We start from the raw sequence: 26,585 nt of genomic DNA, 5'->3' as shown, positions 1-26,585 counted from the left end.
CAGCACGCCATGAGTAGTAACTCCACGACCCATACGTCGACCATTGGAGCGATCGGAGCACCCAGCCGGCGCAACACCGAGCTGGCACTGCTCGTGTTCGCCGTGATCATCCCGGTGTTCGCGTACGCCAATGTCGGCCTCGCCCTCGACGGCGCGGTCCCCACCGGCCTGCTCGGCTACGGGCTCGGCCTCGGCCTGCTCGCGGGCGTCGCCCACCTCGTCGTACGGAAGTTCGCGGCGTACGCGGACCCGCTCATGCTGCCGCTGGCCACGCTGCTCAACGGGCTGGGCCTCGTGGTCATCTGGCGCCTCGACCAGTCGAAGCTGCTGCAGTCGATCGACCAGGCCGGCAGCGCCGCACCCAAGCAGCTGATGTACACGGCCATGGGCATCGCGCTGTTCATCGTGGTCCTGATCTTCCTCAAGGACCACCGCGTCCTTCAGCGCTACACCTACATCTCCATGCTCGGCGCCGTCGTCCTACTGCTGCTCCCGCTCGTTCCGGGCCTCGGCCAGAACATCTACGGCGCCAAGATCTGGATCCACGTCGGCGGCTTCTCCATCCAGCCCGGTGAGTTCGCGAAGATCGTGCTCGCGATCTTCTTCGCCGGCTACCTGATGGTGAAGCGCGACGCCCTGGCGCTCGCCTCGCGCCGCTTCATGGGCCTGTACCTGCCGCGCGGCCGCGACCTCGGACCGATCCTCGTCGTCTGGGGAATCTCGATCCTCATCCTCGTCTTCGAGACCGACCTCGGTACGTCGCTGCTGTTCTTCGGAATGTTCGTCATCATGCTGTACGTCGCCACCGAGCGGACCAGCTGGATCGTCTTCGGTCTGCTGATGTCCGCGGTCGGCGCCGTCGGTGTGGCCACGTTCGAACCGCACATCCAGCAGCGCGTCGACGCCTGGCTCGACCCGATGAAGGAGTACATGCTCAGCCGGCAGGGCGTGCCCGGCCACTCCGAGCAGGCGATGCAGGCACTGTGGGCCTTCGGCTCCGGCGGCACCCTCGGCACCGGCTGGGGCCAGGGCCACTCCGAGCTGATCCGCTTCGCCGCGAACTCCGACTTCATCCTCGCCACCTTCGGCGAGGAACTGGGCCTCGCCGGCCTGATGGCCCTGCTGCTGATCTACGCACTGATCGTGGAGCGCGGCGTACGCACCGCGCTCGCGGCCCGCGACCCCTTCGGCAAGCTGCTCGCCGTCGGCCTGTCCGGCGCCTTCGCGCTCCAGGTCTTCGTCGTCGCGGGCGGTGTCATGGGCCTCATCCCGCTGACCGGTATGACGATGCCCTTCCTCGCGTACGGCGGTTCCTCCGTCATCGCCAACTGGGCGCTCATCGGCATCCTGATCCGGATCAGCGACACCGCGCGGCGGCCCGCACCCAGCCCCACGCCAAGCCCCGACGCCGAGATGACCCAGGTGGTCCGACCGTGAACAAGCCCCTGCGCCGCATCGCGATCTTCTGCGGACTCCTGGTCCTGGGCCTCCTGATCCGCGACAACTGGCTCCAGTACGTGAAGGCCGACTCGCTCGCCTCCGACAAGGAGAACCGCCGCGTCGCCATCGAGCGGTACTCGACGCCGCGCGGCGACATCATCGTCGACGGCAAGTCCGTCACCGGCTCCAAGGCGACCACCGGCACCGACCTGAAGTACAAGCGGACCTGGAAGGACGGGCCCATGTGGTCGCCCGTCACCGGCTACGCCTCGCAGGTCGTCGGCGCCAGCCAGATCGAGAACCTCGAGGACGGCATCCTCAGCGGCAACGACGACCGCCTCTTCTTCCGCAACACCCTCGACATGATCACGGGCAAGCAGAAGGAGGGCGGCAACGTCGTCACCACCCTCAACGCCGACGCGCAGAAGGCCGCCTACGACGGCCTGAAGAACCGCGGCAAGGGCGCCGTCGCCGCCATCGAACCGTCCACCGGCAAGATCCTCGCGCTCGCGTCCACCCCGTCGTACGACCCGTCGTCCTTCGCCGGGAACTCCACCGACGACAGCAAGACGTTCTCGCGGCTCGACAAGGACAAGGACAAGCCGCTCCTGAACCGCGCGCTGCGCGAGACGTACCCGCCCGGCTCGACGTTCAAGCTGGTGACGGCCGCGGCCGCACTGGAGAGCGGCAAGTACGACCCGGACCAGAAGACGGACACCCCGCTGCCGTGGACCATGCCCGGCACCACGACGCCGCTGAAGAACGAGGGCAACATCCCGTGTGAGAACGCGACGCTGCGGGTCGCCCTGAAGGTCTCCTGCAACACCGTCTTCGGCAAGATCGGCTCGGACCTCGGCAACGACGCGATGCGCGAGGAAGCCGACAAGTTCGGCTTCAACAAGGAGCAGTTCATCCCGGTCCGCTCGAACGCGTCGAACTTCGACAAGGACATGAACAAGTCCCAGACCGCGCTCTCCTCCATCGGCCAGTTCAACACCGCCACGACCCCGCTCCAAATGGCCATGGTCGCCTCCGCGATCGCCAACGACGGCAAGCTCATGGAGCCGTACATGGTGGACGAGCTGAAGGCCCCGAACCTCGACACCATCGAGAAGACCGACCCGAAGGAGATGAGCCGGCCGCTCTCCGAGGTGAACGCGACGAAGCTCCAGTCGATGATGGAGACGGTCGTCAACGACCCGGGCGGCACCGGCTCCAACGCCAAGATCCCCGGCGTCACCGTCGGCGGCAAGACCGGTACCGCCCAGCACGGCGTCGACAACAGCGAGAAGCCGTACGCCTGGTTCGTCTCCTACGCCAAGACCAGCTCCGGTTCGCCGGTGGCCGTGGCCGTGGTCGTCGAGGACAGCGCGGCCAGCCGTCAGGACATCTCCGGTGGCGGCCTGGCCGCACCCATCGCGCGAGACGTGATGAAGGCGGTCGTGGACAGCAAGAAGTGACTCGGCGGAACCCGAGTTCACCACTCCTTGTGAGCCCGGTCACTCGTTGTCCACATAGACGCACGTGGCGATACCGGTCCTGTCACGGGTCACGGTGGTGGCCAGGTCACGCTGAGCAAGCCGGGTACGGTATGCCCGGACAGCACACCGGCAGAGCCCGCACGGGACGGTCGGGACCGACGGAGAGGGCTGGTAGGTAATGGAAGAGCCGCGTCGCCTCGGCGGCCGGTACGAGCTGGGCCAGGTGCTCGGCCGTGGTGGCATGGCTGAGGTCTATCTCGCCCATGACACCCGGCTCGGCCGCACCGTGGCGGTGAAGACGCTGCGGGTGGACCTCGCGCGCGACCCGTCGTTCCAGGCCCGCTTCCGCCGGGAGGCCCAGTCGGCCGCCTCGCTCAACCATCCCGCGATCGTGGCGGTGTACGACACGGGCGAGGACTACGTCGACCAGGTCTCCATCCCGTACATCGTGATGGAATACGTCGACGGATCGACGCTCAGAGAGCTGCTGCACTCCGGCCGCAAGCTGCTGCCGGAGCGCGCGATGGAGATGACCGTCGGCATCCTCCAGGCCCTCGAGTACTCGCACCGCGCGGGCATCGTGCACCGCGACATCAAGCCGGCCAACGTCATGCTGACGCGCAACGGCCAGGTCAAGGTCATGGACTTCGGCATCGCCCGCGCGATGGGCGACGCCGGCATGACGATGACTCAGACCGCGGCGGTCATCGGCACGGCCCAGTACCTCTCGCCCGAGCAGGCCAAGGGCGAGCAGGTCGACGCGCGCTCCGACCTGTACTCCACGGGCTGCCTGCTGTACGAACTCCTTACCGTGCGGCCGCCGTTCGTCGGTGACTCCCCGGTCGCCGTCGCGTACCAGCACGTGCGCGAGGAGGCCCAGGCCCCCTCGGTCTTCGACTCCGAGATCACGCCCGAGATGGACGCCATCGTCCTCAAGGCGCTGACCAAGGACCCCGACTACCGCTACCAGTCGGCCGACGAGATGCGCGCCGACATCGAGGCCTGCCTCGACGGCCAGCCCGTCGCCGCGACGGCCGCGATGGGCGCCGTCGGCTACGGCGCCGGCCACCCCGACGACCAGCAGACCGCGATGCTGCGCCCGCAGAACGGCGCGGGCCAGACATCGATGCTGCCCCCGACCAACCCGGACGACGGCGGCTACGGCTACGACGAGCGGGCCGACCGGCGCAGGCAGGGCAAGAACCGCACGTCGACGATCTTCCTCGTCCTCGCGGGCATCCTGGTACTCGTCGGCGCCATCCTGATCGGCCGGGAGATTTTCGGCGGCGGAGGCGTCGGCAACGAGTCGTTCAAGGCCCCGAACTTCGTCGGCAAGACGGTCTCCGAGGCCAAGCAGATGGCCGAGAACCGCGACCTCAAACTGGACGCCGGCAAGTCGGGCCCCTGCGAGGACTACCCCAAGGGCCAGATCTGCTCGCAGAATCCGAAGTCCGGCACCCAGGTCGAGAAGAACGACACGGTCACGGTGTCGGTCTCCACGGGCGCCCCCAAGGTCTCCATCCCGGACGTCAAGGGCCTCTCCTACGACGAGGCCGTCTCCGAGCTGAACGACAAGGGCTTCACGAACATCAGCAAGCAGACCGAGGAGTCCGAGCGGACGCCCGGCACGGTCACCAAGCAGGACCCCGCGAGCGGCAAGGTCGAAAAGGGCACCGAGATCACCCTGACCGTCGCCAAGAAGAAGGCGCTCGTCACCGTCCCGAACGTGTCCGGCGGCAACCTCTCCTGCGACGAGGCCACCCAGCAGCTCAAGGACAGCAAGCTGGACGCGACCTGCACCGAGGAGGAGAGCACCGCGGCAGAGCCCGGCAAGGTCTTCGCCCAGAGCCTCGCAGCGGACAGCCAGGCGGAGCCCGGCTCCACCGTCACGCTGAAGGTCGCCAAGGCCGGCGCGCAGACCCCGGTCCCGAACGTGGTCGGCCAGAAGGTGAAGGACGCCAAGAAGATCCTGGACGACGCCGGCTTCAAGAACGTCCAGTTCGCCGACGGCGCCGACCAGGACGACAACGCCCGGGTCATCACCCAGGACCCGGCGGCCAACACCGCGTCCGACCCCGCCAACACCACGGTCACCCTGACCACGGTCGGCGGCGGCGGAAACGGCAACGGCGGCAACGACAACGGCGGCATCTTCGGCGGCAACCTCGGCGGCTGACGCCCCGCCACCCGCTTACGGCCGGAGCCCTGGCCCCCTCACACAGAGGGGGCCAGGGCTCCGGCCGTCGGCATGTACGGCAATCCGTACAAGCAACCACACACAGTTGCGAACGTCGACCGTATCTTCATATGTCCTGATTCGTTGATCGAGGTGCGGTGGAGTATCCGAACTCCCCGGAACGAAAGGACACTTGAGATGATCAACGAGACGGCCCTGCTGGAATCCAAATCCCTGCGCCACAGCGTCCTCGGCCGCACGGATGTGCTCGACAAGGTCAAGGCCCTGTCGCTGCTGCCGGACGGCATGCACGTGACGACGGCGATGGTCGCGGCGTACTTCGAAGTAGCAGAGACCGTCATCAACAACCTGCTCAGCCGCCACCGGCAGGAACTCACCTCCAACGGACTACGTGTACTGCGAGGCGCTGAGCTGCGCGAATTTAAGGAACTCAACTTGAGTTCCTATCCCGAGACTTATCCACAACCCCGCTCCAGCCTGGCCCTCTACTCCCGCCGAGCCATCCTCAACGTCGCCATGCTCCTGCGCGACAGCACCATCGCCCGCCAGATCCGCACCTACCTCCTCGACATGGAATACCTGGCCCGCACCCAACCAGTCGGCACTCAGGACCCGGCAGGCATCGACGCGCTCGACGCCCGCATCGACCAGCGCATCGCCGACACCCTCGGCAAGACCGTCGTCCCCATGTTCAACGCCCTGATCGAGACCTCCGGTGAACACCGCCAGGAACTGCTCGCCCTACGTGCAGGCATCCAGCACGTAGAGCGCCGAATGCGCCGCCACCACGCACGGCTCCAGAGGCTGGACGTATCCGTGGCGAGCAGCACCCACGCCGTCACCATGGCGGCCATGGACACAATGAACGGCTCGGAGTTCGAGGACCACGTCGCCACCCTGCTCCGCCGCGACGGCTGCACCGACGTCGTCGTCCGAGGCGGCCGTGGAGACCGCGGCGTCGACATCACCGCCCTCACGCCCGATGGCCGACGTGTCGCAGTCCAGTGCAAGAGGTTCGCCCCCTACCTCTCGATCACCAGCGCAGACATGCAGAAGTTCATCGGCGGCTCCAAGGTCCTTCGCATCTCCGACGTCTCACTCTTCGTGGCCACATGCCGCTTCACCACAGAGGCGGTCGACATCGCCACAGAGACCGGTGTCACGGTCGTACCCCGAGGCCTGCTGGAGGAATGGAGCACAGGAGCGCCACTCACCATCCTGAAGTGACCTCATCCTGAAGTGACCTCACCGAACATCAGCACCGCAGAAGACAAAGGGCCCGAAGCCGCAAGAGCAAGTTGCGGCTTCGGGCCCCGCTCATCGTAGGCGGACAGCCACCCGCCCTACCTCAGCTCCCTCGGCGGCGTCCGATCCGCGTCCACCTTGTCGACCCGCTCCAGCTCGCCCCACACCACGTACCGGTACGTGGACGTGTAGACCGGCGTGCACGTCGTCAGCGTGATGTACTTCCCGGCCTTCTTCTTCCCCGACTCCTTGGGCACCTTGTCGAGGACGTCCACGTTGTACTTCGAGGTCTCCGGGAGAACGTTGAAGACCTTGTAGACGTACCAGTCGTCCTTCGTCTCGAAGACGATCGGGTCGCCCTTCTCGATCTTGTCGATGTTGTGGAACTTGGCGCCGTGCCCGTCCCGGTGCGCGGCCAGCGAGAAGTTGCCGTTCTTCCCGTTCGTCGGCAGCGCCGCCTTCACGGGGTCCGTGTAATAGCCGGCGACACCCTCATTGAGGATCTTGGTGTCGGTGCCCTTCTCGACCAGCACCTCGCCCTTGGTCATCGCGGGCACGTGCAGGAAGCCGATGCCGTTCTTCGTGTCCAGGGCGCCGGGACCGCTGTTGCCCTTCCACTGGTCGCGCACCTTGTCGCCCTGCTTGCCCGCCGCACGATCCGCGACGACATTCGTCCACCACAGTGAATAGGCGACGAAGAGACCGAGGATCACGCCCGCCGTGATGAGCAGTTCACCGAAGACGCTGACAGCGGTCGCGATCCGGCCGCGCCGGGGCGACGGCGAAGGCGAGGCGTCTTTTGGTGCGGCTTCTTCCCCATGGTCGGTCGTCGCTGCCACTGCGTCATGCCCCGTCTCTGTGCGCCGTACTGCCCGATGCCTGGTGCCCGGTGGTCCCCGGTTATTCGACGAGCGCGTCCGGCTTGCCCTTGCTCCGCGGACGCTCCTCGACCATCTTGCCCCAGACGATCATTCGATACGTACTGGTGAATTCCGGAGTGCACGTCGTCAGAGTGATGTAGCGCCCCGGCTTGGTGAAACCGGAGCCCGCCGGGATCGGGTTGAGCACAGACGTGTTCGACGGCATCGTCTGCGGCAGGATGCTCGCCATTTTGTACACGTAGTACTTGTCCTGCGTCTCGACCACGATCGGGTCACCCGGCTCGAGACGGTTGATGAAACGGAACGGCTCACCGTGGGTATTGCGGTGCCCGGCGACCGCGAAGTTCCCCTTCTTCGCATCCGGCATCGCGGTCGGAATACTGTCCTTGTCGTAGTGCCCGACCATGCCCTTGTCGAGAACCTGCGTCTTGCTGATGCCCTCGGCGATCGGCACGACGACGTCCAGCTTCGGGATGTAGAGAATCGCGAAGCCCTGCCCCGGTTCGAACGCACCGGGCTTGCGCTTGCCGTTGGCCCAGTCGTCCTCAAGGCTGTGCCGGGCGCTGCCGGCGATGTCATGGGCCCTTATGTTCGACCACCACAGCTGGTAGGTGACGAACAGCAGCATCAACACCCCGATGCTGATGAAGACTTCACCGATCGCCCGGCTCGCGATCACCCCGGCACCCGGCTTGGCCGCACGCGCCGCGGCACGCGCCTCCATCCGGGTCAGCGGTCTGCCGTCCGCTCCCGCCTCCGACTCCTGCTCGCCGGCAGGCGCCGCCGAATGCCGTCCGCCGCCCCGCCGGGCGGCCTTCCTGCGCGCGGCCCGGCCACCGGTGATCGGCGAGGTCTCGACTATTCGCCGCGTGTCCGCGGTACGCAGGGCGACGGTCTCGTCATCCAGCACCGGCTGCCGCTCGGGCCCGGGCTCTTCCTGTACGGGGCTGTAGACGGGCTCAGAGGCCTGCTGCGGGGTGTGCTGGGCCTCGGGGGGTACGGACGCCGCCGGCCGCCCCGTGTCCTGCCGCTGCGCGCTCCCGTACCAGTCCTGTGCGTACCCCTGCGGGTCGTACCACTCGGGCTCCGGCTCCAGCTGTGGCTCCGGCTGTGACTCCTGCTCCTGCGCTCCCGACGGCCGGAACCACGGCGACGGGTGCTGCCCCGGCAACGGATCGTTCAGCGGGTCGTCGAGGCGGGCCACCGCATCCTCGAACCCGCCGGTCTCACCGTCCTGCTCGGGGCGCAACGCGGTCACGCCGAGGCCCTGCCCACGACCGGCGCGAGCCCGGCCGATCTGGCCACAGCGCCCTCGTCCCCACACTCGACGAGCCAGTTCGCGAGCATCAGGTGCCCGTGCTCGGTGAGCACCGACTCGGGGTGGAACTGCACGCCCTCGACCGGCAGTTCACGGTGGCGAAGCCCCATGATGATGCCGTCCTCGGTGCGCGCCGTGACCTCCAGCTCCTCCGGTACGGTCCCCGGCTCCGCCGCCAGCGAGTGGTAGCGGGTGGCCGTGAACGGGTCGGGAAGGCCCGCGAAGACACCCTTGCCCTCGTGACCGACGAGCGAGGTCTTGCCGTGCAGCAGCTCGGGCGCGCGGTCCACGACACCGCCGTAGGCCACCTGCATCGACTGCATGCCGAGGCACACACCGAAGACGGGCACACCGGTCGCCGCGCAGTGCCGCACCATCTCGATGCAGACACCGGCCTGTTCGGGAGCGCCGGGACCCGGGCTGAGCAGCACGCCGTCGAATCCGTCCTGCGCGTGCGAGGTCGTCACCTCGTCGTTGCGCACCACCTCGCACTCGGCACCCAGCTGGTACAGGTACTGGACGAGGTTGAAGACAAAGCTGTCGTAGTTGTCGACGACGAGAATGCGGGTCTTTCGCGTGCTCACTGGCCGTTCACCGTCACATCGTTGAAGGGCAGCAGCGGCTCGGCCCAGGGGAAGACGTACTGGAAGAGGACGTACACGACCGCCAGGGCCAGCAGGACCGAGATCCCTGCCCTCACCCAGGTGTTCCCCGGCAGATGCCGCCAGATCCAGCCGTACATGCCGGGCTCCCCTTCCACCGTTCTGCGATTACGGCACCAGACTAACGGCGCAGCGCTTTCGGTTTGCCTGCCTCTACAGGCTGAGTGGCATCAAGATGCCCCCAGACGATCAGCCGGTGACTGTGGCCCCACTCCGGCTCACACGTCGTCAGCGTCAGATAGCGCCCCGGCTCGTTGTAACCGGACTTCCGCGGCACCGGATCGATCACTCCGACATCGCTGGGCAGCGTCTTGTACGGCTTGGTGTCGATGACGTACGTGAACCAGGTGTCCCCGTCGGTGAGCACCACCGGGTCACCCGGCCTGAGCTTCGGGAAGTCCTTGAACGGGTCGCCGTACGTGCGCCGGTGCCCGGCGACCGCGAAGTTCCCCTTCTCCCCGAGCTGAGCCGTGCCCGCGTAGTGCCCGAGCCCCTTCTTGAGGGTGTCGACCTTCGTGTTCTGCAGCACGGGCTTGTTCCACGTGAAACCAAGCCGCGGGATGTACATCACACCGAAGGGCTTGCCGTCCTTGTACGGCCCCTGCTTCGGCGGCGCCGCACTGGTCTGGCCCTGGCCCCCGCCCTGGCCGTCGGACGTCGCACTGGCCACCGGCCGCTTCGCCCATTGGTCCTGGAGGTCGTCGATCTGGCTGCCCATCGCACTGTCGGCCTTCACACCGGTCCAGAACAGCACGTACGCGACGAACAACACGATCAAGGCACCGACAGTGATGCAGACTTCGCTGAATGTCCTGATGGCGACACGTACCGACACAGGTCCCCCAGTACGGCGGCTACTCCATGGCTAGTTCACGGGCTTCGCGTAGTGGAGATCCACTGTGCCCGAGTAACCGGGAAGAGTCACCGCCCCGTCGTCCTCAACTTTCCAGCCGAGCCCGTACGCGTTGACGTACAGCATGTAGTTCTGGATCTCCGGCGAGGCCGCGACCGCCTGCTTCAGCTTCTCCGGGTCCCCGACCGCGGTGATCTTGTACGGCGGCGAGTAGACGCGGCCCTGGAGGATCAGGGTGTTGCCGACGCAGCGGACGGCGGACGTCGAGATGAGGCGCTGGTCCATGACCTTGATGCCCTTGGCGCCGCCGTGCCACAGGGCGTTCACCACGGCCTGCAGGTCCTGCTGGTGGATGACCAGGTCGTTGGGCTGGGGATCGGGGTAGCCGGGGAGCTTGGGGCCGGCGTTCGGCGGGGCGTCGTCGAGTGTGACGGAGATCGCCTCGCCCTTCAGCTTCTTCGTCCCGGACGCCTTCTCCAGGCCGGTCAGCTTCTCGTCGTCGGCCTTGGACGAGCCGTTGTCCCGCTCGGCGAGGCGCTCGACGTCGCCGCGGACCCCACCGTTGACCGCTTCCAGGTTCTGGTTCTTGCGGCTGCGCTCCTGGATGAGGTCGGAGAGCTTCAGCAGCGACCCGTCCGTCCGGATATTGGTGCCCTTGGCCGTATTGAAACTGGTGAAGAAGATGAGGCCGGCGAGCGCGAAAACGCCGACGGTGAGCAACCGCACGGGCCGCAGGCGCCCACGAGCGGAACTCTTGGCAGAGTCGACGGAATTGCTCAACGTACCCTTATCTCCTTCGACGCCACGGAAGCACTACGCTAACGGACGCCCGGAGGAGCACGGGGAATCCCCACAACTTCCCCTTGTACGCTGCTCCGGAGCCAGCCCACGTACTCTGCGCGGCCACGCAGCGCATCGACAGGAGAGACCCTCGTGCCGAAGTCACGTATCCGCAAGAAGGCCGACTACACGCCGCCGACGGCGTCGAAGCAGGCAGCCAATATCAAGCTGACCAACCGCGGCTGGGTGGCACCAGTAATGCTGGCGCTGTTCCTCATCGGTCTCGTCTGGATCGTCGTCTTCTACGTGGCCGACGGCACGCTGCCGATCAAGGCGCTCGGCAACTGGAACATCGTCGTGGGCTTCGGCTTCATCGCCGGCGGCTTCGGCGTCTCCACCCAGTGGAAGTAGCCGCGACGTAGCTGTGGAAGCAGCTCTGGAAGTAGCTCTGCCCTGAGCTATCCACTGAGTTATCCACAGACCCGGGTTGATTTTCCACAGCCGTGGAAAAGGTCGCATGATCTGTGGATAACCCACTCGGCGTTGACACCGGTGTGACTGGTCCAACTCCGCTCGACCACCTGTTCGCCCCTTGTCCCTCCTGGTCAAACCCGGGTTGATGACAAGGGGCACAGCTGTTCCCCACTGGATGCACAAGATCCACCACACGCTGTGGACAACCTCGGTCATCATCCGTGGACAACCGGGCTCAGGTGAGCTGCGCGGTCCTGACGACGACGGTGACCAGCACGGCGATCAGAACCAGCACACAGGTCCCGTACTGCACGAGCGCGCGACGCTCCCGCGGGGCGTGGACCATGGCGTAGCCGACGATCAGGCCGCCGGCGAGGCCCCCGATGTGTGCCTGCCAGGCGATGTTGAAGGCCGGGTTGAACGTGAAGATCAGGTTGATCACGAGCAGCGCGATGACCGGCCGCAGATCGTAGTTGAGTCGCCGCATCAGGATCGCGGTCGCGCCGAACAGGCCGAAGATGGCCCCGGAGGCGCCGAGTGACGGCTGGTTCTGGGCGGCGAGCAGGTAGGTCAGGGCGCTGCCTGCCAGGCCCGAGACCAGGTAGAGCGCGATGTAGCGGGCGCGGCCGAGGGCCGCTTCCAGCGGGCCGCCGATCCACCACAGGCTGAGCATGTTGAAGGCGATGTGGACGTAGGAGCCGTGCAGGAACATCGCGGTGAGCAGCCGGTACCACTGTCCCTCTGCCACGCCTTCGAGGCCGCCGAGGTCGGGTACCCAGGCGAGGCCGAGCATTTCGAAGCGCTCGGTGAACCGGTCGCCGACCGTCATCTGCACGATGAACACGGCCACGCAGATCCCGAGCAGCACCTTGGTGACCAGGCGCGGGTCGGAGGTGATCGTGCCGCCTGCCATGGTTCTCGGCTGGTTCGCGCTGGGGGCGTGTCCCGTTCCCGAGCCGCCGCGCACGCACTCGGGGCACTGGAATCCGACGGAGGCGCTGACCATGCACTCGGGGCAGATGGGCCGCTCGCAGCGGGTGCAGCTGATGCCGGTCGGGCGGTCCGGGTGCCGGTAGCAGCCGGGCAGGCCCTGGGCGTCCTTCGGTTCCTGCGGGCTGCCGGGCGCCTGGTCCATGGCGGTCGTCCCCTCGGGTCTCGGGTCGAGTGGTGGGGTGGTGGGGTGCGATGTCGTCGGCGCCGCGCGGCTGCGCAGCGCGCCGCCCCGCCCCCGGGCCTACGAACAGGCGACGGACGGCGGGGCGTATTGGTTCCCTGCGGAGCTAGCGGGTCTCTACGGAGACGCTCTCGATGATCACGTCGTTGACCGGCCGGTCGGTGCGCGGGTTGGTCTGCGTGCCGGCGATCGCGTCGACGATCTTCTGGCTGGCCTCGTCGACGACCTCACCGAAGATCGTGTGCTTGCGGGTCAGCCAGGCGGTGGGCGAGACGGTGATGAAGAACTGCGAACCGTTGGTACCGGGTCCCGCGTTGGCCATCGCGAGCAGATACGGCTTGGTGAAGGCCAGGTCGGGGTGGAACTCGTCCTCGAACTGGTAGCCGGGGCCGCCCGTGCCGTTTCCCAGCGGGTCGCCGCCCTGGATCATGAAGCCGCCGATGACGCGGTGGAAGATCGTGCCGTCGTAGAGGGGCGCCGTGGACTTCTCTCCGGTCTCCGGGTTGGTCCATTCACGCTCGCCCTTGGCGAGCTCCACGAAGTTCTTGACCGTCTTGGGGGTGTGGTTCGGCAGCAGCCGGACCTCGATGTCGCCCTGGTTGGTCTTGAGAGTGGCGTACAGCTGCTCGGCCACGATCTGCCTTCCGTTGACATTTGTGCCCCCCGATCCTCGCACGGCGCATCGCTGGTGGTCCCGGACGGACTTGTCAGGGTTGTGCGGGGGTTTCAGTCGCCGAAAACCGGTCTACTCGCAGTCGAAGAGGCGCGCCCTGCCACGATCCGTGGCATTGTCGTCGCCAAGTCCCTTTATCAAGCCGTACCAAGCCTTACCACCGCATTGACGCTCCTGGCAGGCAGGATCCGCGAAAGGGTGGAAAGGTGAAAAACCTGTACGCCACCGAGGAGGAGGATCCCGTGACCCGCATCGACAGCGTGCGTGCCGCGACCGGCTCGGCCAAGGACAGCGTGCTGCATGCCGCGGAAGTGGTGGCGCCCTACGCCGAGTCGGCCAGGGACCGGGCCACGACGTACGCGCAAGAGGCGCGCGTCGCGCTCGGGCCCAAGGTTTCGCAGGCCGCGCACCAGGCGCGTGCCCAGTACGACACGCACCTCGCTCCGCGCCTCGAGCAGGCGCGGACGCATGTCCCGCCGAAGCTCGACCAAGCCGCGCAGGACGCTGCGGCCCGCACCCGCGAGGCCGCCCGGCAGGCGGCGGCGTACTCGAAGCCGCGCATCGAGCAGGCGGTGGCCGCGTCCGAGCCGGCCCGCAAGGAGGCCGCGGCCCGCGGCAGTGCCGCCTACTCCGGGCTGCGCGGCGACGTCTCGCCGAAGGAGATCCGCAAGCTGGTGCGCAAGCACGAGCGGCGGGCCCGCTCCGGCCGTGTCGCCAAGCGTCTCGTCGTGCTCGGCATCCTCGCGGGCGGCGCGTTCGCCGCGTGGAAGTGGTGGGACAAGCAGGCCAACCCGGACTGGCTGGTGGAGCCGCCGGCCGCCACCGAGGTCCCCGACAGCGCTCCGCTGACATCCGTCGACGGCAGCGGGCGGGACATCCTCGACCCGGAGGTGGAGGCTAAGCAGGCCGAGGCGGACACGTCCGTGGAGGACGAGCGCTGACACCCGATACGGCGAAAGCCCCTCCGACCAGGGCGAACCTGGTTGGAGGGGCTTTTTGTTGTGGAGCCTAGGGGAGTCGAACCCCTGACATCTGCCATGCAAAGACAGCGCTCTACCAACTGAGCTAAGGCCCCGAAAACGATGCGTCCCACCGGAGGGTTCGACCTCCGGTTCGGCACCGCAGACCAGAGTACCGGGTCACCCCCTGAATCCTGCAAAAAGATTGGGGGTCCCGGCGGGCGACCACGCTCCGTAAGATGCCCCCACGTGCTTCGCGGCAGCGAAGCACCGTACTTGGGGAAGCGATGGGGAGACGCAATGGACGCCGCACAGCAGGAAGCCACAGCAAGAGCCAGGGAGCTCCAGCGGAACTGGTACGGGGAGCCGCTGGGGGCGCTCTTCCGTCGGCTGATCGAGGACCTGGGGCTCAATCAGGCCCGCCTCGCGGGGGTGCTCGGGCTTTCCGCTCCCATGCTGTCGCAGCTGATGAGCGGTCAGCGCGCGAAGATCGGCAACCCTGCCGTGGTGCAGCGCGTGCAGCTGCTTCAGTCGCTCGCGGGGCAGGTCGCCGACGGCAGTGTCAGTGCGGCCGAGGCCATCGAGCGGATGGACGAGATCAAGAAGTCGCAGGGCGGGTCGGTGCTCACCAACACCGGGCAGGCGTCGAACAGTTCGGGCGCGCCGACGGTGAAGCGCGTGGTGCGTGAGATTCAGTCGCTGCTGCGCTCCGTCTCGGCCGCGAGCGACATCATCGAGGCGGCGGACACTCTCGCCCCCAGCCACCCCGAACTGGCAGAGTTCCTCCGGGTGTACGGCGCGGGGCGCACCTCCGACGCGGTCGCTCACTACCAGTCGCACCAGAGCTGACCCCGGCCTGGCGCGGCGCCGTGTCCGGCTCCGGGAGGGGAGCGACGCACGACCATGGGTGAGGTCTTCGCCGGCCGGTACGAACTGGCCGATCCGATCGGCCGTGGGGGAGTGGGCGCGGTCTGGCGCGCCTGGGACCACCGGCGCCGCCGCTATGTGGCGGCGAAGGTGCTGCAGCAGTCGGACGCGCACACGCTGCTGCGCTTCGTGCGGGAGCAGGCGCTGCGCATCGATCACCCGCACGTCCTGGCCCCGGCCAGCTGGGCCGCGGACGACGACAAGGTCCTGTTCACCATGGATCTGGTCGCGGGTGGTTCGCTCGTCCATCTCGTCGCGGATTACGGGCCGCTGCCGCCCCAGTTCGCCTGTGTCCTCCTCGATCAACTCCTCTCCGGACTGGCGGCCGTGCATGCCGAAGGCGTGGTGCACCGCGACATCAAGCCCGCCAACCTCTTGCTCGAGGCCACCGGCACCGGGCTGCCGCATCTGCGTGTGTCCGACTTCGGCATCGCGATGCGCAAGGGCGAACCGCGTCTGACGGAGGCGGACTTTGTGGTGGGCACGCCGGGGTACTTCGCGCCCGAGCAGGAGATGGGTGCGGAGCCCGACTTTCCCGCGGACCTGTTCGCGGCGGGGCTCGTCGCGCTTTATCTCCTCGAAGGTGCCAGGCCCGACTCCAAGGCGCTGATCGAACACTTCGAGGAACACGGCACCCCGCGGGCGCCGCAGGGCGTGCCCGGTCCGCTGTGGGGTGTCCTCGCCGGGCTTCTGCAGCCGGACCCCGATACGCGGTTCCGCACCGCGACCGGCGCCCGCAAGGCCCTTCTCTCCGCCTTCGAACTCCTCCCGGAACCGGGCCCCGACGACGAGCTGATCGAAGTCTTCGACCAACTCGGCCCCCTCCCCCCGGGCTTCACCCCCACCGGCCCAGCGGCACGCGGCCGCCGTGCCCGGCCGGTGGGCGGGACGGGGTCGCCGGTGGGCGGAGGAGGAACGCCCGCGAGCGGGGCGGGGGCGCCGATGAGCGGGGCCGGTACATCGGCCGGCGAGGCAGGTGCACCGGTAGGCGGGGTCGACCGGGAAGGGCAGGGAGCCGGTCCATCGCCACACGGGGCGGGGGTCCCGGTGCACGGGGCGGGAATGCCATCGCACGGCGCAGGGACGCCGTCGAACGGATTCGGCACAGCGGCCGGCGAGGCTGGCACACCGGTAGGCAGGGCAGACGCGGCTGGGCAGGGAGCCGGGCCTTCGCCGCACGGGGCGGGAATGCCATCGCACGGCGCAGGGACGCCGTCGAACGGGCTCGGCACAGCGGCCGGCGAGGCTGGCACACCGGTAGGCAGGGTAGACGCGGCTGGGCAGGGAGCCGGGCCTTCGCCGCACGGATCCGGGCCTTCGCCGCACGGGGCCGGGGTCCCGGTGAGCGGGCCCGGTACATCGGCCGGCGAGGCAGCTGCACCGATAGGTGGGGCCGACCCGGCCGGGCACGGAGCCGTGCCTTCGCCGCACGGCGCGGGGGTCCCGGTGCACGAGCAGTTGACGGCGGGGCGAGGTGCCGACCTCCCCGGCTACCCGGCTCACGGAGCGGGCCCTGTTGACCAAGGGACCGGTACGGGCGCATCGGTGCCACAGGTTCCGCCACCTCCCCCCAACACCCCGCTCCCACCACGTCCTTCGGCGCCGCCCGAGGCCTTGGCGTCCCCCACGCCCGCGGTGCCACCGACTCCAGCAGTGCCCCCGGAGCCCCGGATTCCTCCCGTGCCCGAGATGCCACCGGCCCCACCGACCACCGGCTTCACCCCACCGATCAGCCGCAGCACGCCACCAGCCACGCACACCCCGCCGCCGGTCGACCCCACGCCGCCACCGCGCCCCCCGGAACCGACACCCAGCCCCGACCCCGTACCCGTACGCACCCCCGTGCCCGACCCCTCTCCGGAACCGGCCGTCGAACCACCGCTTCACGCCCCGCACCCGTCCGCCCCCTCCCCGCTCGACCCTCCCCAGGCCCATCACTCTCTGTACGCATCCGGTGACGGAGAAGTTCCCGGGCCCCGGCCAGGACCACCCGCGAGGGTGACGATCCCGGTATTGCTCCTGGCCCTGGCCTGTTTCGCGGTGGGCATCTGGGCACTGACCCGCCCCTGACCGGTTCCCGCCGGCCCCCGCACCCGGGAGCCCGCCCCGCTCAGCCCCGCGCCCGCCGCACCTTCCGCACGGCGACCACCCGCCACAACGCCAGCCACAGCACCAGCGCACTCCCGGTCCCGACCCCGGCCACCCCCACCAACGTCATCGGATCGCCCCCTGTTGACGTAGCGGACGAAGCCACCGCCCCACCGGAAGCCCCACCTCGCCCACCCGCAGAACCAGAACCCGGGTCGCCACCAGAGCCCGGATCAGTACCCGCCCCCGAGCCGGACCTGGAGCCGGCGCCCGAGTCGGCCCCGAAGTCCCACTCCGCCCCGCCTTCCCCCCGCTCGGCGGCCGCCACATCCTCGTCCGTCACCTGGAACTCCCCCGGGTCCCGCACATAGTCGGGCGCCCGCTTCGCCGCCCCGTCGACGGCCACCCGCAACGTCATCCCGAGGCCCCCGGCCTCCTCCGCCATCGCCGGGTCGAGCGTGACCTTGACCCAGTACCAGCCGGCGAGCCCCATCGCCGCCTCGTCTTCGCGCGACAGCAGACGGTTCCCGTACGCCACGGGCGGCAACGGGTCGAACGCGGCCGACGTCGCGTCACCCGAGTACGTGGCGCCCTTCGTTGCCACCGGCGCCCGCGCGGGGTTGTACAGCTCCATGTCGAGCGCCCCCGGCACCACTTCCCGCTCCCGCTCCCGCCGCGCACCGCCACCCGCCGAACCGTCCAACTCGGCGCCGAAGGAGAGCTGTTGCCCCCAGTCGACCGGCACCCGGTAGAAGTGGCTCTGCCCCGGCCCGATCCGGTCCCTCCAGGCGCCGGGCTTCAGCGCCCTCGCATCGTTGAACCCGGTACCCCCACTGCGCCGCGCGCCCACCCCCGAAGGCAGCTCAGCCGGCTCCGACGGCCAGGACCGCGCCCCCGCGCCAGGTGCCGCGGACACCAGCCCCGGCTCGGTGGCCACCCGCAGTTCGAGCCCCCAGTCCCGATCGCTCGACCCGGCCGCCGCCACCCGCTCCACGACCACGTAGTACGTCCCCGCCGCCTGACACCGCGCCTCTCCCGGACGTACGGGACGCTCGACCGCCGCCGCTATCGGCCGCGGGTAGGAGCCGGAGCGGAACGTCGCACGCTCGGCATCGCACTGATTTCCCTGTCCGTCCCGCAACGACACCGCGATGCCGTCCGCGGCCGCCGCCTTCACGCCCGATCCGAGCGGCGGGACGGCCACGACCGAGGCGTACGCGGTGGCGGCCCCGTCCAGTTCGACGCGGTAGTAGGAGGCGACACCGTCCCCGGCCGCGAGTGAACTCCTGTACGTCTCACCCGTCTTGAGCTGCGCCGCCGTCGCGCCACTGGTCGCTCCGTCGACGGCTCGGGCGCCCTGGGCGAAGACATACGGATCGCCGTTGCCCGCCGCCGTCGCCGCCCCCGGCAGCGCCAGCACCAGGGCCGCGCACAGCCCCGCCCCGGCAGCGCCCCTCGCCGGGCCCCGGCCGCGCCGCCCCTTCCTCAGTCGCCTCAGGAGTCTCCCCATGAACGGCCATCCTGCCGTTCCACTCCGCACGGTGTCCGGCGTGCGACGGTTTCCCGCCACGCGATCGCATACGTAAAGGCGCCCCGGACAGCACAAAGCCCCGGCCGCTGCTGCGACCGGGGCCCTATGAAGAGACTGTTGTCGATACTCACGAACCCGTGGGCACGGAGTCAGTCGCCTCCGTCCACAGATCCTGCTCGGCGCGATCCGCCTGGATCTGGCGGTACACGAGGAGCCCGCCGATGGCGGCCAGTGCGACCAGGAGAAGCTTCTTCACCGCGCGACCTCGTCTTTCCTTGACGTAGGGGACTTCTGGCGCCCGACTATACACACCGATCGATACCGATCGGTGACCTGGATCCACCTCAACTCGGCCCCTGAAGACCGCGGTAGAAACGGCCGTTTACGCCCATCCGAGTGGTGTTCATCTGAATATCGACGACCCGCGAGCGTCGGTCCCGCACTCCCCGGCCCCCATCCACATCATGAGGAAAGTAAGCAAATCGCCCAACCTGAAAGCGAGGGGCCATGACCAAGCACAAGGTCATGACGCTGTGGACCGTCATCATCTCCGCATTCATCGCGCTCTTCTCGGCGCTCGGACTCACCTCCCCGGCCACCGCGGCCACTCCGACTCAGCAGTCGGAGAAGACCCAGACCGCGGCGGTCAGCACCCCCGCCCCCGCGGCGGCCCGCCCGTACTGGTCGTTCAAGCGGTCCCTGCCACCGACGATGAAGCAGCGCATCCGCGCCGAGGCCCACGGTTCCTCCCCGAGCGCCCGCCACCGCCCGCCGGCCGACACCGAGCAGCGCAACGCCGACAGCAACCTGGCGTCCGAAGCCCTCACCACGCAGCTGTAGTCCGCACCACGCAGCAGACGTAGACGCAGACGTAACAGAAGTACCAGCAGCACAGACGGAACAGCCGGGCGAACAACAACGCCCGGACAAGGCAGGATCGCGCAACCACGCAGTAGCGACACAGCAGAAGAAGCAGTCGCAGAAGAAGAAGCAGTAGAAGAAGCAGTAGAAGAAGCAGCAGAAGAACCGGCAGCACAACACGGCGACACAACAGAAGAGCAGGACTGTCGAACGAGGCCCCAGCCATCCCCTACGGCTGCGAGGGCCCATCGGCATGTCCGCCCGCACCGCGCCCGCGCCGCCACAGCACCATCCCGCCCCGCGCCGCATACAGCAGAAGACCCCCAAGCGTTTCCGCTTGAGGGTCCTCGTGATGTGTGGGGCTAACAGGATTTGAACCTGTGGCCTCATCCTTATCAGGTCGATCACCGGGAGTCGGCGACGTCGGCCAACCGGCTCTGCGCCTCGGTCGATCGTCCCCGGAGGTCCAGCGTCGACCGCCGCTGTTCGCACTTGTTGGTGTCAACCGCTGGTGTCAACCGCTCCATGCGGTCTTGACAAGCGTTGCCGCGTCCGCTGGTGATCGCCCGGACAGGACCTAGCCCTAGCCTCCACCCCGTCGATCGCTGGGAGCGCTCCAGATGCCTAGACGTTGGAGACGGCGCTGCCTGTAGCGCTCTCCCAAGGCCGTCAGCCCGAAGACGGCCCCCAGGGCTGCGCCCAAGCCGCCCGCGATCAACGCCTCGCCCAACGATTCATGATCCCCGAGTGTGGCCGCCACACAGAGGAGCGCGATTGGTACACCGGTACATACGCCGATGCCGATTGGGTGGCGAGCGGCGAAGCGCTGGGATCGAGTCGGTGGCTGCTGTCCGCCGAGCATCCGATCTATGGACCAAAAGGCGCGCTTGAGTTTGTCTTGGAGGGCGGGCACAGCCCGGAGTCTACGATCTCCCTTCACCCACCACTTTCCTCAGCTCCCATCCCGTCCGCCGTCGACCCACACGAATGTGGAGCGGGCGTGGCCCCTGGTGTCCAGGTGGAGCGCGCCACTGTACGAACGACCTGGACACCAGGGGCCACGTCTGCTCGGCTTTGCCTGGGTCGACGGTGGACGGGATGGGAGCCTTTCACGCAACCACCCGCGGACCCGCCGGCCGACAGCGGCGCCCCCTGCCCCCGGTGCCGGAGCGCCCCCGCCGGAGGCATCGTCTTTGACCGTGGCCATGGCGGGTTCTCCCACCCTCGCCCGCTTGTACGCGAGCGCGCCGCGTGGCGCGGCCAGCCGGTGGCGGAGACATGGAGGCGGGCCGCGCCTGGAGCGGCGCGCGCCCGCGCAGTGCGCGGGCCTTGATGAGGTAGTGAAACCTGTAACAGCTCTGAGTACGCGGCAAGTCAGAGCTTGGGCACTACCGGCTCGGGGAGCTTGTCGGCCCACGCTTCGAGGGCACTGACGGCTTCTTCGTGTAGCTCACCTTCGGCCGTCTCCTCACGCAAGGTTCGTTGGGTCGTCGGCGTCGCCAACTCCCGGTAGAACCAGAGGTCTTCGAACCCCCATTTCGCTACGTCTTGGCTGGTGGCACCGAACACAAGCCTGGGGATACGGGCCCAGTAGCACGCTGCCAGGCACATCGGGCACGGCTCACTACTGGCGTACATCACGCCGTCCTCGAACAGGTGCCGTTGCAGCTTCTCGCCAGAGTGCCGTAGCGCCATGATCTCTGCGTGTGCTGTTGGGTCGCGGAGTTCTACGACACTGCTTGTCCCCTCACCGACGATCACTCCGTCCACCACGACGATCGCCCCGAAAGGCGTCTTGCCCTCGTCTTCCAGCGCATGGCGGGAGATTGAGATCGCTCGCTTCAGGAACTTCTGATCAACGTCGTTCAGGGTGGTCATGCTTGACCTTCCTACGCCTTGATTGGTGTCGGCTTCTGAGGCCACGGTTCCAGCGGGGTTACGAACCGAAGTTCCGTACGGTCGGCGGGGTAGGTGGCATCGGAAATCTCGACATTGTGGTCATCGGCATCCAGGGAGATGCGACGACAGATGATCAGCGGGACACCATCGGGCAGTCCCCATTGTTGGGCCTCCGCCGTTGTCGGCATGCGGGCTGTGACCTGATCAACCATGCACATGATCTCGATGCCCACAGTTGAGAGTTGATGTTGCGTGCCGCCGGGCCACGGTTCGTTGTTCTCGTCCAGTAGAGCTGGGTTCGACTCCACCAAGGTCTTGGGGATGTACGACGTGCTGTACGAGAGGAGATGCCCAGTCCTCTCGTTGGTCGCTACGAAGCGACGTTGTAGAACCTCGTCCGTGGGCGCGATTCCGAAGAGTTCGGCGATCTCGTCACCCGCCGGCACGACCTCGTACCGAGTCGAGAACTGCTGGTTCTCGATCGACATCCCCAAGTTCGTCTCGGCCTCACCGACCTTGGACCGCTCCCCCTCAGGGCGGTACGCCAAGTCCTTCTCCGCTTGATGCCGATCCGACGATCGGATGACCTTGCCGGGCGGGATACGTACGACGGGGGCCTTCCCGCGACCACCGGTGATCAGACCCTGCGACCTGAGAAGCGAGATGGCCCCACGCGCCGAATTCGTTGAGCACTGCCATCGCGCACAGATGTCGCTCAACGTCGGCAGCGAGTCGCCCGGGGCGAGTTCGCCACTCTCGATCATCAGACGGATGTCATCGGCGATCTTCAGGTGGATCGGCGGTTCAACCGTGGTGCGTCGCGGTTCCATGCCAACCATCCTCCCAGGTTTGCCAGTTTGTGGGCAAACCCTTGCGCCCCACTACCTGAGTCGCTACTTTCGACATCGTGGGTTTGTGGGCAAACTCACGAAGATCTGAAGCGGGGCGACGCTCCTACCGCCAAGCAAGCGCGTCGCCCCTGATTCCCACGAAGGGAAGTTCCATGATGCATGTGACGCTGAGCCCCTCGCGACCTCTGGCCTTGGCTCCGGCGCTCCTCGACCGCGCTGAGGTCTCTGGGAATGAGCGGTCGGGGGGCGCAATGATCGCCTTCGACCTGACGTGCCTGACTCGCGATCAACTGACGGCGGCTCTCTACGCCTCCGATCGGTACGCCCGTCCGGTCGTGCCTCTCGGTGAACTGCGGGTCTCCGCCGCACAGGGAGTAGAGCGGCTGGGCGTCGAGCTGGATGAGTCGGCGCGGCGCTTGGGCGGATTCATCTGGATGCGCACCCTGGGATTGGCAACGCCGGAGCTTGTGGCCGATCACGAGTCTCGTTTCCCCGCTGGGTGGCGTCTGTCATGGGCGATGGACGCAGCGCTGACCTTGTGGCGCAGCTTTGAGAGCATCCGCCCTCGTGCGGTCACACGCGAACAGCTCGTCACCCCGCCCCGCCCGATCATCGACCACTGCCCGTGTCAGGGCTCGGGGTGGGTGACCGCGACGGTGCCCGGCTTCCTCACGCGCCAAGCCTGTCCCGCGCACGGAACTGGGGTGGCGGTGGCGGCATGACGACGACCCTGGACCGTACGCAGACCTCCTCGGGTAACGAGCGGCTGCGGGGCGCGATGATCGCCGCGAACGTCACGACTGAGGCCCTGGCCGAACACGTCGGCATCGACGTGAAGAGCGCGGAACGCTGGCTGTCCCTGGGCCGCACTCCGCATGCCCGGCACGCGCACGCCGCTGCCTCCTTCCTGCACGCCGACCCGTACCACCTGTGGCCCGCCATGGGGCAGCGCCGTCGCTCGGCGGTCGCTCCTCAGGCTGAGGTCGTCGCCTCCTACTCCACCCGGTCCACGGTCCCCATGGACCTGTGGCGCGACGTGCTCGCCTCGGCGGCGATGACGCTGGATCTCGCCGTGGCGAACCTGGTCTTCCTCGCCCACGTGGTCACCGACCTGCCCGACCTGATCGGAGAGAAGGCGGCTGCCGGGGCGCGGGTCCGGATCGTGATACCCGAGACACTGACCGGCCGCGCTCCGCAGATCGCCGACGCGCTCGTCGCCCTGGCCGACCGGCCCGGCATCCAACTCGCCACCCACGCCGGACTCGTCGCCGACGTCCTGCGCGCCGACGACGACCTGTTGGTCTCCACACCTGTGGACGGCATGATCCCGTCCCTGGCCCCGGTGCTGCACCTGCGCCGGCTGGGCACGGCTCCACTGACCGGCTGCTACATGGCCAGCCTCGATCACCTCGTGATGAGCGCGGAACCGTACATGCCCGCGCCGATCGTCTCCCTGCGGGCGGTGGGCGAGTGACCCACTTCCCCGTGGCGCCGGCTGCCGTCACCGACATGGCGGCGGCTGTGGGCACCGACCCGATCACCCTGGCCGACTTCCTGCGCGTCGCAAACGATCCCGGCTTCGAGCGGTGGCGTGAACAGATCCGGCGTACCGGCGGCTGCTCGAACCCGATCCGCCTGCAAGGCTTCAAGGTTGTCCGCGACGCGCAGACCGGGGCTGTCCTGGACGACTACTCGTACTCGACCGAGAACGAACCGGGCGGCTGCCTCCGCGTCGCCTGCGGCAACCGCCGTGCCTCGCGCTGCCCGTCCTGCGCCTGGACCTATGCGGGGGACACCTACCACCTGATCCGTTCCGGGATCACTGGCGGCAAGTCCGTGCCTGCCACAGTGCGCGATCACCCTCGGGTCTTCGCGACGCTGACGGCCCCTTCGTTCGGCCCGGTTCACAACCGGCCCGACTCCGGTCGCTGCCGCTGCGGGAGCTCCCACGCCGAGCATGACCCCGCGCTCGGCACGGCGCTCGATCCCGCCTCCTACGACTACGCGGGCGCGGTGCTGTGGAACAACCATGTCGGGGAGCTGTGGCGCCGGTTCACGATCTACCTGCGCCGTGAGATCGCCACCCGCGCGGGCCTGACCCAATCCGCCCTGAAAGAGGCGTGCCGGGTCTCCTTCGGCAAGGTCGCAGAGTTCCAGAAGCGTGGCGCCATCCACTTCCACGCTGTGGTCCGCTTCGACGGGCCTGAAGGTCCCGACTCGCCCCCGCCCGCGTGGGCCACGCTCGCGCTCCTGGACGAGGCAATCCGCGCGGCGGCTGCTCGCGTCACGGTCCCGATACCGCCCGCCGGCGGCGTCTTCCCGGCTCGCTCGCTGCGGTGGGGGCGGCAGATCGACGTGCAGCCGATCGGCGCCCTCGGACACGAGGAACTGACCGAACAGGCGGTGGCCTCCTACGTCGCCAAGTACGCCACCAAGGCCGCCGAGACCACCGGCACCGTGGACCGCCGGATCGGGGAACTGTCCGAGCTGGATGGGCTGCCGGGCCTGCCCGCGCACACCCGACGCCTGATTGAAGCCTGCTGGGACCTCGACGACGCGTACCCGGAGCGGATGCTGACGCGCTGGGCTCACATGCTCGGCTTCCGTGGTCACTTCTCCACCAAGTCCCGCCGCTACTCGACCACCCTCGGCGAACTCCGCCAGACCCGCGCCGACTACCGCGCCCGCGAAGAACGCCGCGAACGGGGCTGCTCTGAGGACCTCGACGACGCGGACGGCTCCACGCTCGTACTCGCGCACTGGACGTACGCCGGACACGGGCACACCCCCGGCGAATCCTGGCTCGCCCAGTCCATCGCTCGCGACCTCCAACTGAACCGCGAGACAGCACGCGAAGCGCGCGCCGACCTGCCCGACCTCGACGACATGGAGGTGTGGTCATGAGTGACGAACTGCTGACCGTCCCTGAGGTCATGGCCTGGCTCAAGGTCGGTCGAACGACCGTCTACGACCTGATCCGTACGCACCGCCTGTCCTCACTCACGATCGGCCGGAACCGTCGCATCCCGGCTGACAGCGTGCGCGCGTACCTGGCTTCGCGACTCGAATACGAGAGGGCTGCCTGATGGCCAAGCGTCGCCCCAATGGTGGGGGAACGATCACTAAGCGGAAGGATGGCCGCTACCAGGGGGCCGCCTACGTGACCGACACCGACGGCAACCGCGTCCGGAAGTACGTCTACGGCGTCACATATGACGAGACGTCAGAGAAGCTGGCCAAGCTTCAAGAGCAGGAGCGCAACGGCGTACCCGTCCCGGCCAAAACCTGGAACCTCGGGGAGTGGCTGGCCTACTGGCTTGAGTACATCGTGAAGCCAGAGCGCGAGTACAACACGTACGACAAGTACGAATCCAAGGTCAGGCTGTACCTCGTGCCGCACCTCGGCAAGAAGCCGTTGACCAAGCTCACCCCGGCACAGATCCGGGCGTTCATGGCCACGCTGACCCGCGAGAAGGTTGGCGCAGCGACCCGCTTCGAGGTCCTGCGAACGCTCCGGAACGCCCTGAACCGCGCTGTCCGCGAGGAACTGCTGATCCGGAACGTCGCCCTGCTCGTCGACATGCCCAAGGTCAGCAAAGACAAGGGCAGGGCATGGAGCGCGCAGGAGGCGATCACGTTCCTGCGGACGGCTCGGGCTCATCGACTGTATGCGGCCTGTGTCCTCGTGCTCGTTCTCGGACTGCGCCGAAGTGAACTGCTGGGCCTGCGCTGGCAGGACATCGACTTCGAGGCTCGGCAGTTCGAGCCGATCAAGCAAGTGCAGCGCGAGAAGGGCAAAGGGCTGATCCTTAAGGACCTCAAGACCGAGTCCTCACAAGCGGTGCTTCCCCTGCCGGAGTTTTGCGCCCGCGCGCTCGAAGAACGTCGGGAGCTTCAAGAGCTGGAACGGAAGATCGCTGGTGACCACTGGAAGCAGGCGCCGGGCCAAGACCTGATCTTCTCGTCCGAGCACGGCGGCATGATCGATCCCAATGGGTTCTCGCGAAGCTTCGGGCGCCTCGTGAAGCGGGCTGGTGTCCGCCGGCTCACGGTCCGACTTGCCCGGCACACCTGCGGGACCCTGCTCGCCTTCCTGAAGATCCACCCCAAGGTGGCGCAAGCGATCCTGCGGCACAGCCAGATCAGCATGACCATGGACGTCTATACCCACGTGGTCGCCTCTGACGAGCGGGAAGCGGTCGCGATGCTCGCGGAGCTGCTGGAAGATCCACTCATCGGCTGATGTCAGTCGTAGATGTCAAAGACCCCCAACCATGATCGGTTGGGGGTC

At 67.9% G+C, this 26,585-nt stretch carries 26 protein-coding genes and 1 tRNA gene; 14 read left to right on the top strand and 13 right to left on the bottom strand.

Going from position 1 to position 26,585, the window contains the following annotated elements; all coding sequences use genetic code 11:
- Window positions 1-9: 9 nt before the first annotated feature.
- The 4 genes from ACP4E5_RS23585 to ACP4E5_RS23570 all read left to right on the top strand — a co-directional run bounded on the left by ACP4E5_RS23585 (window position 10) and on the right by ACP4E5_RS23570 (window position 6,345).
- Complete coding sequence (locus ACP4E5_RS23585) at window positions 10-1,437, top strand: FtsW/RodA/SpoVE family cell cycle protein (protein ID WP_425831780.1); 1,428 nt, start codon at window positions 10-12, stop codon at window positions 1,435-1,437.
- Complete coding sequence (locus ACP4E5_RS23580) at window positions 1,434-2,900, top strand: peptidoglycan D,D-transpeptidase FtsI family protein (RefSeq protein ID WP_425831778.1); 1,467 nt, start codon at window positions 1,434-1,436, stop codon at window positions 2,898-2,900. The genes ACP4E5_RS23585 and ACP4E5_RS23580 overlap by 4 nt, the downstream gene beginning before the upstream one ends.
- Before the next feature lie 199 nt (window positions 2,901-3,099).
- Window positions 3,100-5,097: a Stk1 family PASTA domain-containing Ser/Thr kinase gene (gene pknB / locus ACP4E5_RS23575; protein WP_425831776.1), complete on the top strand. Its 1,998-nt coding sequence runs from the start codon at window positions 3,100-3,102 to the stop codon at window positions 5,095-5,097.
- A gap of 198 nt (window positions 5,098-5,295) precedes the next feature.
- A complete protein-coding gene (locus ACP4E5_RS23570) occupies window positions 5,296-6,345 on the top strand; it encodes a restriction endonuclease (RefSeq protein WP_425831774.1) in 1,050 nt (349 codons plus the stop codon).
- A 116-nt stretch (window positions 6,346-6,461) separates the two neighbouring features.
- On the opposite strand, the gene ACP4E5_RS23565 is transcribed toward ACP4E5_RS23570, so the two are convergent.
- The 6 genes from ACP4E5_RS23565 to ACP4E5_RS23540 form a co-directional block, all read right to left on the bottom strand.
- Complete coding sequence (locus ACP4E5_RS23565) at window positions 6,462-7,202, bottom strand: class E sortase (RefSeq protein WP_425831772.1); 741 nt, start codon at window positions 7,200-7,202, stop codon at window positions 6,462-6,464.
- Between the two features lie 61 nt (window positions 7,203-7,263).
- The gene (locus ACP4E5_RS23560) at window positions 7,264-8,502 is read right to left on the bottom strand and encodes a class E sortase (RefSeq protein ID WP_425831770.1); all 1,239 of its coding nucleotides are present in this window, start codon (window positions 8,500-8,502) and stop codon (window positions 7,264-7,266) included.
- Window positions 8,499-9,146: an aminodeoxychorismate/anthranilate synthase component II gene (locus ACP4E5_RS23555; protein ID WP_425831768.1), complete on the bottom strand. Its 648-nt coding sequence runs from the start codon at window positions 9,144-9,146 to the stop codon at window positions 8,499-8,501. The genes ACP4E5_RS23560 and ACP4E5_RS23555 overlap by 4 nt, the downstream gene beginning before the upstream one ends.
- A complete protein-coding gene (locus ACP4E5_RS23550; RefSeq protein WP_425831766.1) occupies window positions 9,143-9,304 on the bottom strand; it encodes a hypothetical protein in 162 nt (53 codons plus the stop codon). The genes ACP4E5_RS23555 and ACP4E5_RS23550 overlap by 4 nt, the downstream gene beginning before the upstream one ends.
- Before the next feature lie 41 nt (window positions 9,305-9,345).
- A complete protein-coding gene (locus tag ACP4E5_RS23545; protein ID WP_425831764.1) occupies window positions 9,346-10,059 on the bottom strand; it encodes a class E sortase in 714 nt (237 codons plus the stop codon).
- A 30-nt stretch (window positions 10,060-10,089) separates the two neighbouring features.
- A complete protein-coding gene (locus ACP4E5_RS23540; protein WP_425831762.1) occupies window positions 10,090-10,857 on the bottom strand; it encodes a DUF881 domain-containing protein in 768 nt (255 codons plus the stop codon).
- A 153-nt stretch (window positions 10,858-11,010) separates the two neighbouring features.
- Here ACP4E5_RS23540 and crgA point away from each other — a divergent pair, with 153 nt between their 5' ends.
- Window positions 11,011-11,268, top strand: coding sequence for a cell division protein CrgA (crgA, locus tag ACP4E5_RS23535; RefSeq protein ID WP_385759110.1), 258 nt, complete (start codon window positions 11,011-11,013; stop codon window positions 11,266-11,268).
- A 298-nt stretch (window positions 11,269-11,566) separates the two neighbouring features.
- Here the strand turns inward: crgA and ACP4E5_RS23530 are convergent, their stop codons facing one another.
- Window positions 11,567-12,466 (bottom strand): rhomboid family intramembrane serine protease, encoded by a 900-nt coding sequence (locus ACP4E5_RS23530; RefSeq protein WP_425831760.1) that lies wholly within the window; start codon window positions 12,464-12,466, stop codon window positions 11,567-11,569.
- Between the two features lie 145 nt (window positions 12,467-12,611).
- Window positions 12,612-13,139 (bottom strand): peptidylprolyl isomerase, encoded by a 528-nt coding sequence (locus ACP4E5_RS23525; RefSeq protein ID WP_425831758.1) that lies wholly within the window; start codon window positions 13,137-13,139, stop codon window positions 12,612-12,614.
- A 281-nt stretch (window positions 13,140-13,420) separates the two neighbouring features.
- Between ACP4E5_RS23525 and ACP4E5_RS23520 the strand changes: the two genes are divergently transcribed.
- Complete coding sequence (locus ACP4E5_RS23520; RefSeq protein ID WP_425841601.1) at window positions 13,421-14,119, top strand: DUF5324 family protein; 699 nt, start codon at window positions 13,421-13,423, stop codon at window positions 14,117-14,119.
- 61 nt (window positions 14,120-14,180) lie between these two features.
- Here the strand turns inward: ACP4E5_RS23520 and ACP4E5_RS23515 are convergent.
- Window positions 14,181-14,253 (bottom strand) — tRNA-Ala (locus ACP4E5_RS23515).
- Between the two features lie 184 nt (window positions 14,254-14,437).
- Between ACP4E5_RS23515 and ACP4E5_RS23510 the strand changes: the two genes are divergently transcribed.
- The gene (locus tag ACP4E5_RS23510) at window positions 14,438-14,986 is read left to right on the top strand and encodes a helix-turn-helix domain-containing protein (protein WP_425831756.1); all 549 of its coding nucleotides are present in this window, start codon (window positions 14,438-14,440) and stop codon (window positions 14,984-14,986) included.
- Between the two features lie 54 nt (window positions 14,987-15,040).
- On the top strand, window positions 15,041-17,134 hold the full coding sequence (locus ACP4E5_RS23505) for a serine/threonine-protein kinase (protein WP_425831754.1): 2,094 nt from the start codon (window positions 15,041-15,043) through the stop codon (window positions 17,132-17,134).
- 40 nt (window positions 17,135-17,174) lie between these two features.
- Here the strand turns inward: ACP4E5_RS23505 and ACP4E5_RS23500 are convergent, their stop codons facing one another.
- The gene (locus ACP4E5_RS23500) at window positions 17,175-18,662 is read right to left on the bottom strand and encodes a hypothetical protein (protein ID WP_425831752.1); all 1,488 of its coding nucleotides are present in this window, start codon (window positions 18,660-18,662) and stop codon (window positions 17,175-17,177) included.
- 148 nt (window positions 18,663-18,810) lie between these two features.
- Complete coding sequence (locus tag ACP4E5_RS23495) at window positions 18,811-18,939, bottom strand: DLW-39 family protein (RefSeq protein ID WP_003999697.1); 129 nt, start codon at window positions 18,937-18,939, stop codon at window positions 18,811-18,813.
- Window positions 18,940-19,190: 251 nt separating this feature from the next.
- Between ACP4E5_RS23495 and ACP4E5_RS23490 the strand changes: the two genes are divergently transcribed.
- The gene (locus ACP4E5_RS23490; RefSeq protein ID WP_425831750.1) at window positions 19,191-19,523 is read left to right on the top strand and encodes a DUF6344 domain-containing protein; all 333 of its coding nucleotides are present in this window, start codon (window positions 19,191-19,193) and stop codon (window positions 19,521-19,523) included.
- Window positions 19,524-20,918: 1,395 nt separating this feature from the next.
- Here the strand turns inward: ACP4E5_RS23490 and ACP4E5_RS23485 are convergent.
- Window positions 20,919-21,422 (bottom strand): nucleoside deaminase, encoded by a 504-nt coding sequence (locus ACP4E5_RS23485; RefSeq protein WP_425831748.1) that lies wholly within the window; start codon window positions 21,420-21,422, stop codon window positions 20,919-20,921.
- Between the two features lie 11 nt (window positions 21,423-21,433).
- The gene (locus tag ACP4E5_RS23480) at window positions 21,434-22,273 is read right to left on the bottom strand and encodes a GntR family transcriptional regulator (protein WP_425831746.1); all 840 of its coding nucleotides are present in this window, start codon (window positions 22,271-22,273) and stop codon (window positions 21,434-21,436) included.
- Between the two features lie 272 nt (window positions 22,274-22,545).
- Here ACP4E5_RS23480 and ACP4E5_RS23475 point away from each other — a divergent pair, with 272 nt between their 5' ends.
- From ACP4E5_RS23475 to ACP4E5_RS23455, 5 genes are read left to right on the top strand one after another with little or no spacing between them, the layout of a single operon-like run.
- Window positions 22,546-23,016: a hypothetical protein gene (locus ACP4E5_RS23475; protein WP_425831744.1), complete on the top strand. Its 471-nt coding sequence runs from the start codon at window positions 22,546-22,548 to the stop codon at window positions 23,014-23,016.
- The gene (locus ACP4E5_RS23470) at window positions 23,013-23,768 is read left to right on the top strand and encodes a hypothetical protein (protein ID WP_425831742.1); all 756 of its coding nucleotides are present in this window, start codon (window positions 23,013-23,015) and stop codon (window positions 23,766-23,768) included. The genes ACP4E5_RS23475 and ACP4E5_RS23470 overlap by 4 nt, the downstream gene beginning before the upstream one ends.
- A gap of 35 nt (window positions 23,769-23,803) precedes the next feature.
- Window positions 23,804-25,198 carry a replication initiator protein RepSA gene (gene repSA, locus ACP4E5_RS23465; protein ID WP_425841598.1) on the top strand — a complete coding sequence of 465 codons (1,395 nt, stop codon included), beginning with the start codon at window positions 23,804-23,806 and terminating at the stop codon, window positions 25,196-25,198.
- The gene (locus ACP4E5_RS23460) at window positions 25,195-25,380 is read left to right on the top strand and encodes a helix-turn-helix domain-containing protein (protein WP_425831740.1); all 186 of its coding nucleotides are present in this window, start codon (window positions 25,195-25,197) and stop codon (window positions 25,378-25,380) included. The genes repSA and ACP4E5_RS23460 overlap by 4 nt, the downstream gene beginning before the upstream one ends.
- The gene (locus tag ACP4E5_RS23455; protein ID WP_483030247.1) at window positions 25,380-26,537 is read left to right on the top strand and encodes a tyrosine-type recombinase/integrase; all 1,158 of its coding nucleotides are present in this window, start codon (window positions 25,380-25,382) and stop codon (window positions 26,535-26,537) included. The genes ACP4E5_RS23460 and ACP4E5_RS23455 overlap by 1 nt, the downstream gene beginning before the upstream one ends.
- Window positions 26,538-26,585: the final 48 nt, after the last annotated feature.

Source organism: Streptomyces fractus (assembly GCF_049844455.1).
GTDB lineage: Bacteria > Actinomycetota > Actinomycetes > Streptomycetales > Streptomycetaceae > Streptomyces > Streptomyces fractus.
The sequence above is the reverse complement of the archived record's forward strand: the minus strand, read 5'-3'. Positions and strand labels throughout refer to the sequence as shown.

Bases quoted from the DNA above. Each gene is read 5' to 3' on its own strand.
- ACP4E5_RS23585 (WP_425831780.1), top strand. From the start codon at position 10: ATGAGTAGTAACTCCACGACCCATACGTCGACCATTGGAGCGATCGGA.
- pknB (WP_425831776.1), top strand. From the start codon at position 3,100: ATGGAAGAGCCGCGTCGCCTCGGCGGCCGGTACGAGCTGGGCCAGGTG.
- ACP4E5_RS23570 (WP_425831774.1), top strand. From the start codon at position 5,296: ATGATCAACGAGACGGCCCTGCTGGAATCCAAATCCCTGCGCCACAGC.
- ACP4E5_RS23550 (WP_425831766.1), bottom strand. From the start codon at position 9,304: ATGTACGGCTGGATCTGGCGGCATCTGCCGGGGAACACCTGGGTGAGG.
- ACP4E5_RS23530 (WP_425831760.1), bottom strand. From the start codon at position 12,466: ATGGACCAGGCGCCCGGCAGCCCGCAGGAACCGAAGGACGCCCAGGGC.
- ACP4E5_RS23510 (WP_425831756.1), top strand. From the start codon at position 14,438: ATGGACGCCGCACAGCAGGAAGCCACAGCAAGAGCCAGGGAGCTCCAG.
- ACP4E5_RS23505 (WP_425831754.1), top strand. From the start codon at position 15,041: ATGGGTGAGGTCTTCGCCGGCCGGTACGAACTGGCCGATCCGATCGGC.
- ACP4E5_RS23500 (WP_425831752.1), bottom strand. From the start codon at position 18,662: ATGGGGAGACTCCTGAGGCGACTGAGGAAGGGGCGGCGCGGCCGGGGC.
- ACP4E5_RS23490 (WP_425831750.1), top strand. From the start codon at position 19,191: ATGACCAAGCACAAGGTCATGACGCTGTGGACCGTCATCATCTCCGCA.
- ACP4E5_RS23485 (WP_425831748.1), bottom strand. From the start codon at position 21,422: ATGACCACCCTGAACGACGTTGATCAGAAGTTCCTGAAGCGAGCGATC.
- ACP4E5_RS23480 (WP_425831746.1), bottom strand. From the start codon at position 22,273: ATGGAACCGCGACGCACCACGGTTGAACCGCCGATCCACCTGAAGATC.
- ACP4E5_RS23475 (WP_425831744.1), top strand. From the start codon at position 22,546: ATGATCGCCTTCGACCTGACGTGCCTGACTCGCGATCAACTGACGGCG.
- ACP4E5_RS23470 (WP_425831742.1), top strand. From the start codon at position 23,013: ATGACGACGACCCTGGACCGTACGCAGACCTCCTCGGGTAACGAGCGG.
- repSA (WP_425841598.1), top strand. From the start codon at position 23,804: ATGGCGGCGGCTGTGGGCACCGACCCGATCACCCTGGCCGACTTCCTG.
- ACP4E5_RS23460 (WP_425831740.1), top strand. From the start codon at position 25,195: ATGAGTGACGAACTGCTGACCGTCCCTGAGGTCATGGCCTGGCTCAAG.
- ACP4E5_RS23455 (WP_483030247.1), top strand. From the start codon at position 25,380: ATGGCCAAGCGTCGCCCCAATGGTGGGGGAACGATCACTAAGCGGAAG.